A 16943-nucleotide genomic window follows, 5' to 3' on the forward strand; every position below is an offset into this window, starting at 1 on the left:
GTTCCCTCCCCGATTAGAGCAGAATGTCGGTGTAGAGCTCGGATACATCCGGCTCTGGATCGGCCTGGGCGAAATCGGCGCTGTCGGCGACGATATCGCGCACGTCCTTGTCGATGGACTTCAGGTCATCTTCCGACGCCCAGCCCTTCTCGATGAGGCGCAGGCGCACCTGCTCGATCGGATCGGATTCGGAGCGCATCTTCTGCACTTCGTCCTTCGAACGATACTTCGCCGGGTCGGACATCGAATGGCCGCGATAGCGATAGGTCATCATTTCGAGGATCATCGGACCCTTGCCGGAACGGCAGTACTCGATCGCTTCATCGGCAGCAGCCTTGACGGCGCGCACGTCCATGCCGTCCACCTGCATGCCCGGAATGCCGAAGGACGCGCCGCGCTTGGAGAAATCGGCCTGCGCGGTCGCGCGGGCGGTCGACGTGCCCATGGCGTAGCGGTTATTCTCTATCACGTAGATGACGGGCAGCTTCCAGAGCTGCGCCATGTTGAAGCTTTCGTAGACCTGGCCCTGGTTGGCCGCGCCGTCGCCGAAATAGGCGACGCTGACATTGTCATTGCCGCGATACTTGTTGGCGAACGCGAGGCCGGTGCCGAGCGAAACCTGGGCGCCGACGATGCCGTGGCCGCCGTAGAAATGCTTTTCCTTGGAGAACATGTGCATGGAGCCGCCCTTCCCCTTGGAATAGCCGCCCCTGCGTCCCGTCAGCTCCGCCATCACGCCGCGCGCGCTCATGCCGGTCGCCAGCATATGGCCGTGATCGCGGTAGCCGGTGATGACCTGATCGCCTTCCTTGAGCGCGAACTGCATGCCGACGACAACGGCTTCCTGGCCAATATAAAGGTGACAGAAACCGCCGATGAAGCCCATGCCGTACAGCTGGCCTGCCTTTTCCTCGAAACGGCGGATGAGCAGCATTTCGCGATAGGCCTTAAGTTCGGTATTGCGGTCGAAATCGGCGATAGCCCCGCCATTCGATTGCTTGCTCTGAGGTTTTGCGCTGGTTTTGCGGCTGGAAACGGTCGCGGTCTTTCGCGGCGCCATTCAACCCTCCCTATGGGTTTGTCGTTTCTTAGGTGGCGCGTACCATAGGGAAGAAATTTGGCCACAGCAATGCCATAAATGCATGGCACGTATTCTGTTATAAATAATTGATAAAGCTACAGAATTGCCAATTAACCTATTTCCGGTTAATTGGCGTAGGAATTGAATATTACGATTTCGTCGGCCCGCGACATGTTCAATTGATAGCGGGCTTTTTCGTCCAGCATGTCCTTGTCGAGCGAGCCATCGCTCAACAGCGCGACTTGCTGCTCCAGATGTTCGCGTTTCGCCTTCAAGACCGCAAGCTCACGCTCGCGCGCAATTCGGCGCTTCTCGAAGCCTTCCGTGGCCCGGAGACCATAGTCGCCGTGAATGCAGTGATAACCGAAATAGGAGAGAAAAGCGACCGTCATGGCCGGAATGACGAACCGGCCGATCTTTCTCTTCTTATGATGCTTTGTCCACATACGCACACATGCTCTCAAACGCATTACCTATTGAACGAGCCTACGCCTGAGAGATTAACCGTCCGTTGACTATGAATTTAGAGCAACAAAAAACCCGCGCCGGTGAAGCGCGGGTTTCAAGGATCTGATTTTTAAAGGCTATCAGCCACGGATGATCGAGCGGCCGGCGTAGCGAGCCTGCGGGCCAAGGCCCTCTTCGATGCGGATCAGCTGGTTGTACTTCGCCAGACGGTCGGAGCGCGACAGCGAGCCGGTCTTGATCTGACCGCAGTTGGTCGCGACGGCGAGATCGGCGATCGTGGAGTCTTCGGTCTCGCCCGAGCGGTGCGACATGACGGCGGTATAGGCTGCCTTGTGCGCGGTGTTGACGGCGTCGAGCGTTTCGGTCAGCGATCCGATCTGGTTGACCTTCACGAGGATCGAGTTGGCGACACCCATGCGGATGCCGTCGCGCAGGCGCTCCGAGTTGGTGACGAAAAGATCGTCGCCCACCAGCTGCACCTTCTTGCCTGCGAGGTCCGTCAGGGCCTTCCAGCCGTCCCAATCGTCTTCAGCCATGCCGTCCTCGATCGAGATGATAGGGTACTTGCCGGCGAGATCGGCGAGGTATTCAGCCATGGCGCCCGATTCAAGCGTGCGGCCCTCTCCTTCGAGAACATACTTGCCGTCCTTGAAGAACTCCGTCGAAGCGCAATCGAGACCGAGGCAGATGTCATCGCCCGGCTTGTAGCCGGCTTTCTCGATCGACTTCATGATGAAATCGAGCGCTTCGGGCGCGCTCTTCAGGCCCGGCGCGAATCCGCCCTCGTCGCCGACATTGGTGTTGTGCCCCTGGGCCGAAAGCTCCTTCTTGAGGACGTGGAAGACTTCCGAGCCCATGCGAACCGCTTCGCGGATCGAATCGGCGCCGACCGGCATGATCATGAATTCCTGGAAGTCGATCGGATTGTCGGCATGCGCGCCGCCGTTGATGATGTTCATCATCGGAACCGGCAGCAGATGCGCGCTCGCGCCCCCAACGTAGCGATAGAGCGGCAGGCCGGCAGCCTGGGCGGCAGCCTTGGCGACGGCGAGCGATACGCCGAGGATGGCATTGGCGCCGAGGCGGGACTTGTTCGCCGTGCCGTCCAGTTCGATCATGATGTTGTCGATCTGGATCTGGTTCTCGGCATCGATGCCGCCGATCGCGTCGAAGATTTCCGTGTTGGCAGCCTCGACGGCCTTTTCAACACCCTTGCCGAGATAGCGCTTGCCGCCGTCGCGAACTTCGACGGCCTCATGCGCACCGGTCGAGGCGCCGGACGGCACAGCCGCACGGCCCATACTGCCGTCTTCGAGATAGACATCGACTTCAACGGTCGGATTGCCACGGCTGTCGAGAATCTCGCGGGCGATAATGTCGGTAATTGCAGTCATGATCTCTTCCTGCTCGGTGGGTGATAAATCGTTCGAAGCCTGTTTAATCGAAGGCACGCAAATTACAATGCCACACCGACGACACACGGCATGGCATGGCCTATAGCCCGAATATGTCAGGCTTTTGAAGAAGCCGCTCGCACCCCATCGATCCCTGCCGAGAGCTTGCTCAGGCGTTTCGGAACCTCAGGTTTTGAAATGACCCCCGTCACTTTCGATCTGGTTGTAAATTTATCGGTCAGTAACCAATCAATATTATGATTAATACTCATTGAGGAAATACTGCCCCGCTCTCCGGCAAGTAGTATTGCATGATGCGTTTCCTCGTGCGGTCCAAATCCGCCTGATATACGGACCTTCACGATTTCAGGTCCCCTCGGAAATTCCAGAATAATTTCAAACGAACAGCATTCTGTTCGCTATTCAATTCATGGGGCGCAGGATGAAACTCAATATTGCACGCAGCCTTGCTATCTTCGCGATGGTCGTCGCCGCGGGATTGATCGCTTCGATCGGCATACAGAATTATGCCTTCAATAAGCTGCGGGTGAACGGCGAGATGTACAAGCAAATCATCTACGGCAAGGATCTCGTCGCCGATATCCTGCCGCCGCCCCTCTACCTCGTTGAGTCTTACATGCTTGCGCTCGAAGCGGTGCAGCGCCCCGACGTTGCCAAGAAGAACGTCGAGCGCATCGAACATGTCCTGAAACCCGCCTACGAGGACCGCCGCAAATATTGGCTGGCGACCGCGCTCAGCTCGGACCTTAAGCAGAAGCTCTTGAACGATGTCCTTGTCAAAGGCGACGTGTTCTGGAAGGTGATGCAAGAGGAACTCGCGCCGGCCATTGTCAAGAATGACTCCGCAGTCATTCCGGCGTCCTTCGAAAAGCTTGCGACGAATTTCCATATCCATGAAAACGCCGTCAACGAACTCGTCGATATGGCGAACACCTTCCTGGCGTCCGCTGAAAAGGACGCCGCCGAACAGACACGCATCCTTTCGGCTATCACGCTCGCGGCTGCCGCAGTCTCGCTTTGCCTGCTTCTTGGCGGCCTTTACGTCTTCCGCCGCCGCGCCATCGTGCCGCTCTCGGCGATGCGCGACTATATGGCGATCCTTGCTGGCGGCGACTATTCGAAGGATGTGCCCTTCAGCCGCCGGGCCGACGAGATCGGGGAGATGGCGCGCGCCGTCACCGTCTTCCGCGAATCCGCCGAAGAGCGGAACAATATCCGTGCGCGCCAGGATGCCGAATGTCAGGCCCAAGCACAGCGCGATGCGGCGCTTGCCGCTGCCAAGGCAGACGAGGAAGCCGTCCGCGAGGGCGTCATCGCCAGCCTGAGCCGCGGCCTGGAACGGCTCTCCGGCGGCGATCTCACGGTCCAGCTTAGCGAGCCTTTCGACGCAGCCTACGAGAAGCTGCGCGAGCAGTTCAACTCGAGCGTCCGCACGCTTTCTGAGGCAATGAGGGAAATTTCGACCCTGACGAATGTAGTAAGGACCGGCTCCGGCGAAATCGCATCGAGCACAAACGATCTGGCCCGGCGAACAGAGCATCAAGCCGCCTCGCTGGAGCAGGCGGCCTCGGCGCTCGACCAGATCACGGTCACCGTCAAGAACTCGTCGGAACGGGCCATTGAAGCCAACGTGATGATGACGGCGACGAAGGAAAGCGCGAGCTATTCGGCAACCGTCGTGCACGAGGCGGTCGCTGCGATGGAGAAGATCGAGACATCATCTGCGCAGATCGGCGATATCATCAACGTCATCGACGAAATCGCCTTCCAGACCAACTTGCTCGCGCTCAATGCCGGCGTGGAAGCCGCCCGCGCGGGCGAGGCCGGAAAGGGTTTTGCGGTCGTTGCACAGGAAGTGCGCGACCTTGCCGGCCGCTCCGCCAATCTGGCAAAGGAAATCAAGCAGCTGATCGAGACGTCTTCCAGCCAGGTTTCGGCCGGCGTTGCCTTGGTCAACCGCACCGGTGAAGCGCTCAGCAATATCGATCAGCAGGTTCTGAAGGTCACCGCGCTGATCGAGTCGATCGTGCGTTCCTCCACCGAACAAACGACCGCTCTCCTGGAAGTCAACGCCGCCGTCAACACTATGGACAGCGTCACGCAGCAGAACGCGGCGATGGTTGAACACACAAGTGCCGCCTGCCGCGAGCTCGGTGACGAGGCGATACACCTCAATCACCTGCTGGCCCGTTTCCTTCTCGACGACGTAACGGCGTCCGCCGCAACGCGGTCGTACTCAAGCCAAAGGATGGCGCTCGCCGGTTGACGGCGGGCACCTTCCGCCAGTATCAGGCCGCCTTGACGACGGCGTCGAGGGCCAGCAGCTTTTCCAGAAGCCGCGGCATGTCGTTCAAATACACCATGTTGGGGCCGTCGCAGGGGGCATTGTCCGGATCCTGGTGGGTCTCGATGAAGACACCTGCAACTCCGACCGCAACTGCCGCCCGCGCCAGCGTCTCGACGAACTGGCGCTCCCCGCCCGACGTCGTGCCCTGGCCGCCGGGCTGTTGCACGGAATGGGTCGCATCGAAAATGACCGGAGCCCCCATGGCCGCCATGATCGGCAACGAGCGCATGTCCGAGACCAGCGTATTGTAACCGAAGGACGCGCCACGCTCACAAAGCAGAACATTCGAATTGCCGCTCTGATTTAGCTTGGCGAGAACATTCTTCATGTCCCAGGGAGCGAGAAACTGGCCCTTCTTGACGTTGATGACACGGCCGGTCTTCGCGGCTGCGACAAGCAGGTCCGTCTGACGGGAGAGGAAGGCCGGGATCTGCAGAACGTCCACGACCTCGGCGACCAGCGCGCATTGCTCTTCCGAATGGATATCTGTCAGAACCGGAATGCCGAGTTCCTTCTTGAGGTCGGCGAAGACTTCCAAGCCCTTCTCTAGACCGATACCGCGTTTGCTCGACAGCGAAGAGCGGTTCGCCTTGTCGAAGGAGGTCTTGTAGACGAGCCCGATGCCGAGCTTGCCGCAAAGCTCCTTGAGCGTGCCCGCAACCATGAAGGCATGGTCGCGGCTCTCCATTTCGCATGCGCCGGCGATCAGCGACAGCCTGCCACTGTTTGAAAATACGACGCGGCCGGCACCTTCGCCGACTGCGACTTCGGAATTCGTATTGCTCATCGGATCTCCTCGAAGGCGAAGATCGCACCTTGGCCGGGCGCAGGCTTCACCAGGACTCTGTTGTTCTTGCGTGTATAGGGCATCCCGTTATCAGCCAAAAGCGCTTCTGTCACGGCAAGATCGGTGGTGCGGAAAACGATAGCGCTGCCTCTTAGCCCCTTATCCACGGATAACGGCACCGAATCGAAATAAGCCTCCATCCCTTCCGGCGACAGAAGACTGATCCTGGCATTCGCTGCCGCGATCGCCACGCCAAACGGTGTCCGCTCGATTTCCGTCGTAGACACGGCCAACTGAAGGAACGAGCCGAAGGCTTCAGGCTCGGGCGCGCTTAGCACCATCTCCGAGATACCGGTTGCACCGTTCGCATGCTTTTCCAGCGCGCTCCGATCGGCCGGAAAGGCGTTGATGCGCTGGCAGTCAAAGAGGAAGAAATCCGGCACCCGAAGATCGGCGGCAAAGGCAAGCTTGAAAGTGCCTGTCGATTGCGACCCGTCCGGCATCTTGATCAGGCGCGAAAACTCCAACATGGCGCCGCCGCTCTTTCTCGCACGCACGAAATGAGCATGGTCGGCGTCCGCGTCCTCCGTGCTGAATGCGGCCGCAGAGAATCCGTCATTGCCGCACCGGAAACGAAAGGCCTGGTCGCGCGCCACAAAGACGTTTCCGTGCCGCACTGATTCTTCACATTCTTTCGCGCTCGCGACACCAAGCGGCTCGAGATAGGTCTTGTCGGCGAAAAAAACGCAAGCATTCACCGTGCCGAAAGGATGACGGCCCTCGGCGGCAACCGTGAACCCCAATCGTCCCAGCCGCTCCCGCGCGAGATCGATGTTGGTGACCGGTAGAACAAGATGATCCAACGGATGCAGCATGGCGTCAGGTCTCCATTTAATGTGCTGAAGATGTGTGCCGCTATGTGGTCAATGCAAGCTGAAAGCGCTGATCCGGCAAACAAAAGTTTCCAAAAATGAACGCAGTTGAGACGAAGTTTTACGAAAATTTAGGTACTTGCGGAACACATATGGAACATATAGTGTCCGTTCTGGCTTTGTTTCACGAATTTGGGGTTAAACTTCGATGCTGACACGCAAACAACAGGAGCTTCTCCTCTTCATTCATGAGCGTATGAAGGAATCCGGCGTTCCGCCATCGTTCGACGAAATGAAGGATGCGCTGGATCTCGCGTCCAAATCCGGCATCCACCGGCTGATTACCGCTTTGGAAGAGCGCGGTTTCATTCGTCGCCTACCGAATCGCGCCCGCGCGCTTGAAGTGATCAAGCTGCCGGAAGCCTACAGCCCGAGCATCCAGCCCCGCCGCGGCTTTTCGCCGAGCGTCATCGAGGGCAGCCTCGGCAAGCCGCAGCCTGCTGCCGCCGCGCCGAAGCCGGCGAACGAAGACAATACCAGCTCCATTTCGGTTCCCGTCATGGGCCGTATTGCGGCAGGCGTGCCGATCTCGGCGATCCAGAACAACACGCACGACATCAACGTTCCGGCCGATATGCTCGGCTCCGGCGAACACTACGCGCTTGAGGTCAAGGGCGATTCGATGATCGATGCTGGCATCTTCGATGGCGACACGGTCATCATCCGCAACACCAGCACCGCCAATCCCGGCGACATTGTCGTGGCACTGGTCGATGACGAGGAAGCGACGCTGAAGCGGTTCCGACGCAAGGGTGCGTCCATCGCGCTGGAAGCGGCGAACGCCGCCTACGAGACGCGCATCTTTGGACCGGATCGCGTAAAGGTTCAGGGTAAGCTCGTCGGCCTTATCCGCCGCTACCATTGACCGGCAGCGCGTCGCCGGCAAAGGCGACGGCGCGCCACTCATAGGCGTGGCGGCTCTAGGGGCGATCGAGTTTCTCGAAGGCGGTTGTCCAAAGCACGGTTCGACGGCACCGGTTTTCCGCAAGGTTTCATTCGCGAAATGCACTGCGCCGCATCGGCAGGCGCCGAACCGCAGCCTTGCCCGCGTGACGACGATGTCCGCGGCATCGCAAGCCGGGCGTGGCGCCGTTCCGCATCGCATTTCTTGCCTCTTCCTGCTGTTCCGGTGAAAATTTCGCTTTCCCTCCGTCTTTCGCGGGTCGCAGCGCCCTCACGGCTGCGATCGGTCAAAGCCAAAGCGCTGAGCGAAACATTCGTGCCGGACGCAAACCAGATCGCCGCCCCAAGCCCGAAAAAACCGTCGCAAAGCGCAGGCGTGTGCCCTGAGCGGCTCCTTAGCTCGCCATTTGCAGGCCGAAAGCCTCCGCGACATCTGCTGAAGCGGAATGCGCAGCTCGGCCGTTTTCAACTCCGGCATGCACCCAGCCCGCTGACACCCTATGAATACAACCAGAATGCAGCCCTGAGGGCGTTTCAGCAACAATAATCGATTGAAAAAAGTCCAAAAAACTGGATTGCAAAAAGCCGAATTAAATCATTGGCTTCCGCTATGCGCCTCCGGCATCGCAGGAGTGTCTAAAAGTTGATACTGCGATGCACAAAATGGCGCCACGGTAACTTGGCATTGGCGCCGTGATCATATAGCTATCGGAGAGGACGCTTAACCCTATGGCGCTTTTATGGCGCCACCGCCAGTTTGGAGGATCAGCATGACGGATCAAAGCGCAACAATCAAAATCGGCGACAAAACCGCCAATCTTTCCGTGAAAAGCGGAACGATCGGTCCGGATGTCATCGATATTGGTGCACTCTATAAAAACACCGGTTCCTTCACGTACGATCCTGGTTTCACCTCGACCGCTTCCTGTGAATCGAAGATCACCTATATCGACGGCGATGAAGGCATTCTGCTGCATCGCGGCTACCCGATCGAACAGCTTGCCGAACATGGCGACTTCCTGGAAGTCTGCTATCTGCTGCTTTACGGCGAATTGCCGACGGCTGCCCAGAAGAAGGATTTCGACTACCGCGTCACGCATCACACCATGGTGCACGAGCAGATGTCTCGCTTCTTCACCGGCTTCCGCCGCGACGCCCATCCGATGGCCGTCATGTGCGGCTGTGTCGGCGCTCTGTCTGCCTTCTACCACGACTCGACAGACATCACCGATCCGCATCAGCGCATGGTCGCAAGCCTGCGCATGATAGCCAAGATGCCGACTATCGCGGCGATGGCCTACAAGTACTATATCGGCCAGCCGTTCGTTTATCCGAAGAACGATCTCGACTACGCCTCGAACTTCCTGCGCATGTGCTTCGCGGTACCGTGCGAAGAATATGTCGTGAACCCGGTCCTCTCGCGCGCCATGGACCGTATCTTCATCCTGCACGCCGATCACGAGCAGAACGCCTCGACCTCGACGGTTCGCCTCGCCGGCTCTTCGGGTGCCAACCCGTTCGCATGCATCGCGGCCGGCATTGCCTGCCTTTGGGGCCCGGCTCATGGCGGTGCCAACGAGGCGGCGCTCAACATGCTTTCGGAAATCGGCTCGGTCGAGCGCATTCCGGAATATATCGCCCGCGCCAAGGACAAGAATGACCCGTTCCGCCTCATGGGCTTCGGTCACCGTGTCTACAAGAACTACGATCCGCGCGCCAAGATCATGCAGAAGACGACGCATGAGGTTCTCGCCGAACTCGGTCACAAGGACGATCCGCTTCTCGAAGTCGCGATGGAGCTGGAACGCATCGCGCTGACCGACGAATACTTCATCGAAAAGAAGCTCTACCCGAACATCGACTTCTATTCGGGCATCACGCTGAAGGCGCTGGGCTTCCCCACGACGATGTTCACGGTGCTCTTTGCGTTGGCCCGCACGGTCGGCTGGATCGCCCAGTGGAACGAGATGATCGAGGATCCACAGCAGCGCATCGGCCGTCCGCGCCAGCTCTATATCGGCGAACCGCTGCGCGACTACGTTCCGGTTTCGAAGCGCTAAGCCGCTTCCGCCCGAAAAAACCCGGTCAGAGACGGCCGGGTTTTTTCTTGTCCAGAATGTCGAGAACGATATCCGCCGCTTTCTCGCCCGGCGGCTTTTCCGTCTGCATGCGCTGCCAGACAAGGTCGAAACCTTCGAGCATTGCGCGCCGCTGGAGCGTGTCGCTGGAAAGGCGTTCCATCCAGCGCGCCAGGCTCGCGCCACGAACGACCTCGTTGATATATTCCGGGACGACGGCATAGTCGGCGATCAGATTAGGAATTGCTCCTGTCCACGTCTTGATGCGCCGCGTCATCATAGTGATGATCCAGTCTGTCTTATAGACTGAGACTGTCGGCACGCCTGTAAGTGCAAGCTCGAGGATGACAGTCCCCGAGGCAGCCATTGCCGCATCGGCCTCCGCGAAAGCCCGCCATTTCTGTTCATTGCCAGTCAGGATCTCCGGTTTCGTTTCCCAGTCCTTCACGAGGTTGCGAACCATCGATTCCCTGCGGCTGACGGTCGGCATGAGAAACCGCATTGTGCCACCGCGGGCGACGAGCTCATTGACGGCATCGCGAAAATAGGGAAGCAGCTTTGTGATCTCCGACGAGCGCGAGCCCGGGAGCAGCATGATCGTTCTCCGGCCCTCCGCGACGGTCTTGAGCTTTTCTGCCCGGCCGCGCCTGGCGGCAATCAAATCCGCATCCGCCGTCAGCCGGTGGCCGACATAGGTCGTCTGCGGTCCGCCGAGCTGCTCCATCACCGCGGGCTCGAATGGCAGAATGGCCAGCACATGGTCGACATAATCGAGCATCTGCTGGGCGCGATATTCCTTCCACGCCCAAACGCTGGGACAGACATAATTGACGACCGGGAGTTCCGGCAGGGCTTCGCGAACACGTTTGGCAACGCGATGGGTGAAATCCGGGCTGTCGATGACGATCAGAATATCGGGCTTTGCCGCAATGATTGCAGCCGTCGTCTGCCTGATGCGGGCGACAAGCTTCGGCAAGTTTCCAAGCACCTGTGTGACGCCCATAATCGAAAGCTCGGAGAAGTCGAAGAGCGACTTCAGCCCCTGTGCCTCCAGCGCGTCGCCGCCGACGCCGACAAGCTCAATCCCGGCATGCCTGCGCTTCAGCGCAGCCACGAGATCGGCGCCGAGAAGGTCTCCGGAAACCTCGCCTGCCACAATCGCGATCTTCATCACAGCCCCCATGACGGTAGGCCGCGATCGAGCCCGCAGACAAAAAGCCCGGCTTCGTCGGCTGCCCTGATCACAGCCTGGCGATCCAGCACGAGGGCACGTCCCGCCTCGATTGCAATTCCCGCCAAGCCCGCCGCCTTGGCATTCGTCACCGTGGAGAGGCCGATCGACGGAAGGTCGGCGCGGACATCCTGCTGCGGCTTGCAGAGCTTGACCAGCACGCCACGGCGGCGCGGCGATATACGCCCGGCGCTACGCAGCGATGCGACGCGCTCAAGCATTCCGTCGGTCCCTTCCGCGCCTTCGAGCGCCACGATGCGTCCGCCGACGGAGACTGCGCCCTGCCCGACATCGAGCGCACCAAGCGCTTCGGCGGCTGCTGCCGCCTTCAGGATATCGATCTTGTCGTCATTCCCCGGCGACATGACGCCGATCGGCCCGACAGCCGCCAGCAGGTCGGGGGCAATATCCTGCGCGCCGACGACGCGCCGGCCGTCGTCTTCGATGAGCTTGATGACCATCTGCAACACCGTATCGTCGCCGCCCGAAAGCAGCGTACGCACCACACCCGGCATCTTTGCGACCGTCCGCCAGGTTGGCCTCACTTCCCGCCATTCGGGGCGACGGCGAACGCCGCCAGACATGACGACGCGGGTGATGTTGTTGCGCTTGAAAATTTCTGCCAGCGCCGACAAATCACCGACGCCGATGACTGCATGGTCATAGTCCTCCCATGACCGGTCAAGTTCACCCTTCAGCGAAATCACGAATGGATCCTCGCCGGCTGCCCGCGCCGCCTCGGCGACATAAGACGGCAGAAGACCGTTTCCCGCAATGATCGCCAGACGGCCTTTGTCGGTATCACCGGCGGGAGACAAGGTCAGCCTTTCTGTCCTCGCGTCGGCGATGACAGCGCGCGGTCGCTTTCCGCGGCAATGAAATCGAGGATATGCATCACCGGCTCGCAATCGGCATATTCGTCGCGGATCGCTGCCGCGTTGTCGCGGATCGAACCTGATCCTTCAAAAATCGCCTTGTAAGCGCGCCGCACCGTATGGATGACAGCGCGATCAATCCCGGCCCGCGTCATGCCGACAACGTTGAGACCGCCCAGCAAACCGGGATTTCCATTGAGCATCCCATACGGAATGACATCGTAGCTGACAGCCGAAAGGCCGCCGACGAAGGCCTGGCGGCCGACACGCGTGAACTGATGCACGGCCGATCCGCCGCCGAGAATGACCCGATCCTCGATCGTCACATGCCCGGCGAGCATGACATTGTTCGACATGATGACGTGATTGCCGACACGGCAGTCATGGGCGACATGAGAATTGGCGAGAAACAGGTTGTTGTCGCCGACGATTGTCTTGCCGCCGAAATCTGCGGTGCCGGTATTCATCGTCACGCCTTCGCGGATGGTGCAATTCTCGCCCACCGTCAGCGTCGTCTCCTCGCCGCCATGGTGCACGCTCTGGGGGTCGCCGCCGATGACCGCCATCGGGAAAATCCGGGTGCCTTTGCCGATCTCGGTTCTGCCGGTCACCACGACATGCGCCAGCAGTTCGGCATTGTCATGAAGAACAACCTTCGGACCGACATGGCAAAACGGACCGACGGTCACGCCTTCGCCGATGACCGCGCCATCCTCGACTACGGCCATGGCATGGATGCGGGCGCTCCCTGCGATCGTGCTCATGCCTCGTCCTTACGAAGAATCATCGCGCCGATATCAGCTTCCGCGGCCAATGCGCCGTCGACCTTGGCGTCGCAATGGAACTTCCAGATATTACCGCGCTGCTTCTTCTTCTTCACATGAAATTCGACCCGATCGCCCGGGATGACGGGCTTGCGGAAACGTGCATTGTCGATGGTCATGAAATAGACGAGGTTACCGCTCGTTCCATCCTTGCGCGCGCAGATCGCACCCGCCGTCTGCGCCATGCCTTCGATCAGCAGCACACCCGGCATGATCGGCGACTCGGGAAAGTGGCCGGTGAAATGAGGCTCGTTGGCAGTGACGTTCTTGATGCCGATCGCGGAATCATCGCCATCGATCTCAATAATCCGGTCGACCAGCAAAAACGGATAGCGATGCGGCAGAAGCTTCATGATCTCCATGATGTCCGCCGAAGCAAGCGTCTCCTTGACCCCTTCAGTCATTCTTGATCTCCCGTTTTATGAGCCCGAGCGCTCGCGCGCGCCATTATCTCCGCCGACTCTCGAAGAAAATCCTTTACCGGACGTGCCGGAATGCCGCCATAACGCTCACCGGCAGGAATGCTCTGAATGACGCCGCTCTTTGCCGCGATCTGTACGCCATCGCCAATCGTAATATGGCCATTGATACCAGTCTGACCGCCGATCTGCACACCGTTTCCAATAACCGCACTGCCGGCGATGCCGACCTGCGAAACGATCGCGCAATGACGCCCGATCCTGACGTTGTGGCCTATCTGCACCTGGTTGTCGATCTTCGTTCCCTCGCCGACGACCGTGTCGTCCATCGTGCCGCGATCGATCGTCGTGTTCGCGCCGATCTCGACATTGTCCTGGATGATGACCCGGCCGATCTGAACGATCTTGATCATCCCTCTGGGGCCTGGCGCATATCCGAAGCCATCCTGGCCAATACACGCACCGTTGTGCACGATCACGCCATTGCCCAAGAGCGCGCATATCACGCTGGCACCGCCGGCGATCGTGCAATCGCGGCCGATCTTGACACCGGGACCGATAAGCGCGCCGGCGCCGATCCGTGTTCCCTGACCGATTTCCGCATTCGCGCCGATGACAGCCAAAGGCTCGACGATCACGCCCGGTTCCAGCCGCGCCGTCGGATCGACCGCCGCAGTCGCCGCGATCTCTGCCGTCGAAGACATTGTTGCCAGTGGCTTCAAAGCAGCCGGATGGAGATGACCGCCTGCCATCGCAAAAGCGGCATGGGGGTTCTTCGACAAGAGAACCGGAATATGAGGAGGTACCGCCGATCTTATCGCGGGCTCGCAGAGGACTGCCGACGCCCGACAGGTTTCAAGCTCGGCACGGCTCCTGCGTGAGATGATGTAGCAAAGATCACCGGCCTTCGCACGGCTGACCGGCGACACCGATCGGATAAGGATGTCGCCATTTTCAGGGTCGGCAAGTTCCGCCCCGAGATATTGCGCCAACTCTGAAAGTTTGACGCCGTCGCGGGGCGGAAAGAAATTGTTCTGCTCCACCGGCAAAGCTCCAGTTTTCGATTCTGGATTGCCGATATCAGAATTGGTTGTTGATGCCAAACTTGAAGTACTGTGTTTGGTCGTAATCTTCCTTCACGACGGGGATCGCGTAGTCGACGCGCAGCGCGCCGAACGGCGATTGCCAGACAAGGCCAACACCGACGGACGCACGAAGTGCTGCGCTATCGCCTCTCACGAATTCTGGCGAACTCACGTCAACATCATTTCCAAACAATGTACCCGCATCAGCGAAGACCGCGCCACGAAGACCAAAGTCACGCGGGAATCCGGGCATCGGGAAGGTCGCTTCCGCCGAGACGGTAAAATAAGTCGTTCCTCCGAGCGGATCATCCGGTCCGCCACCAACGCGAGGACCGATACCCTTGTTTTCGAAGCCGCGGATGTCGTTGTTGCCCAATGTGAACTGGTCGAAGATGTTTAGGTCTTTGCCGAGGCCGACAACATGGCCCGCGCCGGCCGCAACAGATCCAATGATATCGGCATCGTCAGCCAGCAGATGATAATAGCGCGCCTTCCCGTAGATCTTGTAAAACTGCGAGTCGCCACCCAAGCCGGCAATTTCCTGCGTCAACGTCGCGTATATCCCCTCGCGCGGGAGCGTCATGTCATCGAGCGTGTTATAGGTCAGCGTATTGGAAATCGATGAACGGATCCAAGGTCCATCGTTCACAAGATCCTGATAGGGTGTCGAAAGATCGCTCAGATCGCTGCCGTCGGCATCGTAGTTCATCCGCTTGAAGTTGTAGCGGAACGTCGTCGCCAGATCCTCGGTGATCGGCGCCGTCGCGCGGAGAACGACGCTATCTTCGGTATAGTCGTAATTATCGTTGCTCGAGGTTTCGCTGTGATTGAGGTCGAAACCGGTCGCAAGGCGATAACCGAGGAAGTAAGGCTCGGTGAAGCTCAAACCATAACTCTGCGAGCCTTCGACACCGCCACCGGCAGAAACCCTGATATACTGGCCGCGACCCAGGAAGTTCTTTTCTTCAATGGACGCTTCCAGGATCAGACCGTCGCCGCCTGCGGCGTAACCGGCACCGATACCGAACGAACCCGTCGACTGATCCTGAACATCGACGATGACAACGACGCGGTCAGGCGAGCTGCCCGGCGCGGTCGAGATATTCACCGACGAGAAGAAGCCGAGCGCTTCGAGACGGCGCTTCGCCTTTGTGATCATCTGCTGATTGAAGGCGTCGCCTTCGCTCATGTCGAATTCGCGGCGGATGACGTAATCGCGCGTGCGGCTGTTGCCGCGGATTTCGATGCGCTCGATGTAGGCACGTTCGCCCTGGTCGACGAGGTATTCGACACCGATCGTATTGTTGCCGAGGTCGCGGTTGCCGCGCGGCGTCACGCGGGCGAACGGATAGCCTGCCGAAGCAACCTGATCCGAAATGGCTTCCATGGACCTCTGGACGTCCTTGGCGCTGTAGACTTCGCCTTCACGCGTCACTACCAGGCCTTGAAGCTGCTCGCCGGTTACGCCTTCTACAGTCGACTGTACGGTTACCGGACCGAAGTCGTAACGCGGTCCTTCCTCGATATTGAAGGTCAGCGTGTACTTGTTCGTGGCTTCGTCAAAAGTAGCATCCGAAGAGATGATCTTGAAGTCGGCATAGCCGCGGTTGAAATAGAACTGGCGCAGCGCCTCTTCGTCGGCATGCAGGCGATCTTCGCTGTAAACGTCCTTGCGGGTCAGGAACGAGAGGAAGTTCGAGCGCTTGGTGCTAATGACGGCAGCTAGACGACCGGTGCTGTAGGCATTGTTGCCCACGAAATTGATGGCTGCGATCTTCGTGCGGTCGCCTTCATCGATGACGAAAGCGAGGTTGACGCGACCTTCGCCAAGCGGAACAACCTGCGTCGTGACCTGCACTTCGCTGCGGCCCGTTGCCGCGTAGGCTTCCTTGATCGCCGCGATATCGGCCTGGATCAGCGCATCGTTGTAGGGACCGGAGGCATGCGTCTGTACAACCGAGGCCAGCTTGTCGTCCTTGACCTTGCGATTGCCGTTGAAAACGACCTGATTGACGAGCTGGGCTTCCTCGACGGTCACTACCAGCGTGCTGCCGGAGACGGAGATTTTGACATCGGAGAAGTACCCCGTGCCGTAGAGCTGCTTTACCGAGTCATCGATGTCGGTATTCGAGAAGTTCCTGCCTGGGGCGATGGTGAGATTGGACCGGACTGCCTCAGCGCCGACGCGGCTCGCTCCACGTACATCGATCCGCTGGATAACCGCTGCTTCCGCAGCCGTCGCAGAGACGATTGTAATTGCGCCTGCGCCCGAAGCAACAATACCTGCAGACAGCGCAACCGCCGATACTGCGTTCAAAAATCTTGAACCAGCCTTCATTTCACCCATTACCTTTTTTCTCGTCCCCGTCGCCGGGCGAACCCGATTCCGGCACGTGTGTCGTTTTACCCGCTTTTGCCCTACAAGCAAGGCAGCAAGTTAATTTCTGTTTACTTCATTTCGAAGCGTGACCCATTCGCCACTACAGCTTTGAAACATC

Annotated in this window: 15 protein-coding genes; 3 read left to right on the plus strand and 12 right to left on the minus strand. The window is 59.2% G+C overall.

What is annotated here, in order from left to right:
* Positions 1–13: 13 nt before the first annotated feature.
* The 4 genes from pdhA to ACZ9DP_RS25360 form a co-directional block, all read right to left on the minus strand.
* The gene (gene pdhA, locus ACZ9DP_RS25345) at positions 14–1060 is read right to left on the minus strand and encodes a pyruvate dehydrogenase (acetyl-transferring) E1 component subunit alpha (protein WP_074067999.1); all 1047 of its coding nucleotides are present in this window, start codon (positions 1058–1060) and stop codon (positions 14–16) included.
* Between the two features lie 146 nt (positions 1061–1206).
* Entirely contained in the window at positions 1207–1527 is a 321-nt protein-coding gene (locus ACZ9DP_RS25350; RefSeq protein WP_022715503.1) for an FtsB family cell division protein, read from the minus strand.
* Between the two features lie 141 nt (positions 1528–1668).
* Complete coding sequence (gene eno / locus ACZ9DP_RS25355; RefSeq protein ID WP_074067996.1) at positions 1669–2943, minus strand: phosphopyruvate hydratase; 1275 nt, start codon at positions 2941–2943, stop codon at positions 1669–1671.
* 116 nt (positions 2944–3059) lie between these two features.
* Positions 3060–3305, minus strand: a complete 246-nt coding sequence (locus tag ACZ9DP_RS25360; RefSeq protein ID WP_476203935.1) for a hypothetical protein — start codon at positions 3303–3305, stop codon at positions 3060–3062.
* An 80-nt stretch (positions 3306–3385) separates the two neighbouring features.
* On the opposite strand from ACZ9DP_RS25360, the gene ACZ9DP_RS25365 reads away from it, so the two are divergent.
* The gene (locus ACZ9DP_RS25365; protein ID WP_476203936.1) at positions 3386–5230 is read left to right on the plus strand and encodes a methyl-accepting chemotaxis protein; all 1845 of its coding nucleotides are present in this window, start codon (positions 3386–3388) and stop codon (positions 5228–5230) included.
* A gap of 22 nt (positions 5231–5252) precedes the next feature.
* Here ACZ9DP_RS25365 and kdsA read toward each other — a convergent pair whose 3' ends face one another.
* Positions 5253–6098, minus strand: coding sequence for a 3-deoxy-8-phosphooctulonate synthase (gene kdsA, locus ACZ9DP_RS25370; RefSeq protein WP_476203937.1), 846 nt, complete (start codon positions 6096–6098; stop codon positions 5253–5255).
* Complete coding sequence (locus ACZ9DP_RS25375) at positions 6095–6973, minus strand: VOC family protein (RefSeq protein WP_074067992.1); 879 nt, start codon at positions 6971–6973, stop codon at positions 6095–6097. Before ACZ9DP_RS25375 ends, kdsA begins: the two co-directional genes overlap by 4 nt.
* A gap of 205 nt (positions 6974–7178) precedes the next feature.
* Here ACZ9DP_RS25375 and lexA point away from each other — a divergent pair, with 205 nt between their 5' ends.
* A complete protein-coding gene (gene lexA / locus ACZ9DP_RS25380) occupies positions 7179–7895 on the plus strand; it encodes a transcriptional repressor LexA (RefSeq protein WP_476203939.1) in 717 nt (238 codons plus the stop codon).
* Between the two features lie 808 nt (positions 7896–8703).
* Positions 8704–9993 (plus strand): citrate synthase, encoded by a 1290-nt coding sequence (gltA, locus tag ACZ9DP_RS25385; protein ID WP_022715495.1) that lies wholly within the window; start codon positions 8704–8706, stop codon positions 9991–9993.
* Between the two features lie 25 nt (positions 9994–10018).
* Here gltA and lpxB read toward each other — a convergent pair whose 3' ends face one another.
* The 6 genes from lpxB to bamA are packed head-to-tail and all read right to left on the minus strand — an operon-like array spanning position 10019 to position 16783.
* Complete coding sequence (gene lpxB / locus ACZ9DP_RS25390; RefSeq protein ID WP_476203940.1) at positions 10019–11194, minus strand: lipid-A-disaccharide synthase; 1176 nt, start codon at positions 11192–11194, stop codon at positions 10019–10021.
* Entirely contained in the window at positions 11182–12060 is an 879-nt protein-coding gene (locus ACZ9DP_RS25395; RefSeq protein ID WP_239598895.1) for an LpxI family protein, read from the minus strand. Before ACZ9DP_RS25395 ends, lpxB begins: the two co-directional genes overlap by 13 nt.
* Positions 12061–12062: 2 nt before the next feature.
* Positions 12063–12881 (minus strand): acyl-ACP--UDP-N-acetylglucosamine O-acyltransferase, encoded by an 819-nt coding sequence (gene lpxA, locus ACZ9DP_RS25400; RefSeq protein ID WP_194729642.1) that lies wholly within the window; start codon positions 12879–12881, stop codon positions 12063–12065.
* Complete coding sequence (fabZ, locus tag ACZ9DP_RS25405) at positions 12878–13345, minus strand: 3-hydroxyacyl-ACP dehydratase FabZ (protein WP_194729641.1); 468 nt, start codon at positions 13343–13345, stop codon at positions 12878–12880. Before fabZ ends, lpxA begins: the two co-directional genes overlap by 4 nt.
* Entirely contained in the window at positions 13342–14403 is a 1062-nt protein-coding gene (gene lpxD, locus ACZ9DP_RS25410) for a UDP-3-O-(3-hydroxymyristoyl)glucosamine N-acyltransferase (RefSeq protein WP_074070254.1), read from the minus strand. The genes fabZ and lpxD overlap by 4 nt, the downstream gene beginning before the upstream one ends.
* Before the next feature lie 37 nt (positions 14404–14440).
* Positions 14441–16783: an outer membrane protein assembly factor BamA gene (gene bamA / locus ACZ9DP_RS25415; protein ID WP_074070253.1), complete on the minus strand. Its 2343-nt coding sequence runs from the start codon at positions 16781–16783 to the stop codon at positions 14441–14443.
* Positions 16784–16943: the final 160 nt, after the last annotated feature.

The organism is Rhizobium sp. USDA 4016, assembly GCF_056279705.1.

Bases quoted from the DNA above. Each gene is read 5' to 3' on its own strand.
- pdhA (WP_074067999.1), bottom strand. From the start codon at position 1,060: ATGGCGCCGCGAAAGACCGCGACCGTTTCCAGCCGCAAAACCAGCGCA.
- ACZ9DP_RS25375 (WP_074067992.1), bottom strand. From the start codon at position 6,973: ATGCTGCATCCGTTGGATCATCTTGTTCTACCGGTCACCAACATCGAT.
- kdsA (WP_476203937.1), bottom strand. From the start codon at position 6,098: ATGAGCAATACGAATTCCGAAGTCGCAGTCGGCGAAGGTGCCGGCCGC.
- gltA (WP_022715495.1), top strand. From the start codon at position 8,704: ATGACGGATCAAAGCGCAACAATCAAAATCGGCGACAAAACCGCCAAT.
- bamA (WP_074070253.1), bottom strand. From the start codon at position 16,783: ATGAAGGCTGGTTCAAGATTTTTGAACGCAGTATCGGCGGTTGCGCTG.
- ACZ9DP_RS25365 (WP_476203936.1), top strand. From the start codon at position 3,386: ATGAAACTCAATATTGCACGCAGCCTTGCTATCTTCGCGATGGTCGTC.
- lpxB (WP_476203940.1), bottom strand. From the start codon at position 11,194: ATGGGGGCTGTGATGAAGATCGCGATTGTGGCAGGCGAGGTTTCCGGA.
- ACZ9DP_RS25350 (WP_022715503.1), bottom strand. From the start codon at position 1,527: ATGTGGACAAAGCATCATAAGAAGAGAAAGATCGGCCGGTTCGTCATT.
- eno (WP_074067996.1), bottom strand. From the start codon at position 2,943: ATGACTGCAATTACCGACATTATCGCCCGCGAGATTCTCGACAGCCGT.
- lpxA (WP_194729642.1), bottom strand. From the start codon at position 12,881: ATGAGCACGATCGCAGGGAGCGCCCGCATCCATGCCATGGCCGTAGTC.
- fabZ (WP_194729641.1), bottom strand. From the start codon at position 13,345: ATGACTGAAGGGGTCAAGGAGACGCTTGCTTCGGCGGACATCATGGAG.
- lexA (WP_476203939.1), top strand. From the start codon at position 7,179: ATGCTGACACGCAAACAACAGGAGCTTCTCCTCTTCATTCATGAGCGT.